We start from the raw sequence: 274 nt of genomic DNA, 5'->3' as shown, positions 1-274 counted from the left end.
CATCGGCCAGCCGGATGCGCTGAATCCGCATTACGAGACCGCCAGGCGGCACCGCGAGTTGCCTGGCCACGTCTGCATCTGCGGGCACGACTTGTTTATCCAGCAGCCGAGCGGTCGGCGTGCGGCCGAGTGCCTGCATGTCCTCGACGAAGCCGGTCAGTTCGGTCAATTCCTGAGTGATCTTGCGCTGCGCGACAAAGGTGCCTTTGCCGCGGCGGATTTCGACCTGTCCGCGCGCCACAAGGTTCTCAATTGCCTTGCGGACCGTCGTTCG

Annotated in this window: 1 protein-coding gene; it reads right to left on the bottom strand. The window is 63.9% G+C overall.

Annotated features, from left to right (window positions below; genetic code table 11):
* Positions 1-274: GntR family transcriptional regulator (locus NLU14_RS21770; RefSeq protein WP_275710541.1), on the bottom strand; the 274-nt coding region annotated here is incomplete at both ends.

Origin of the sequence: Marinobacter iranensis, from assembly GCF_029207565.1 — a bacterium.
Taxonomy (GTDB): domain Bacteria; phylum Pseudomonadota; class Gammaproteobacteria; order Pseudomonadales; family Oleiphilaceae; genus Marinobacter; species Marinobacter iranensis.
Note: the sequence above shows the minus strand (reverse complement) of the source record. Positions and strands in the feature narration are given on the sequence as shown.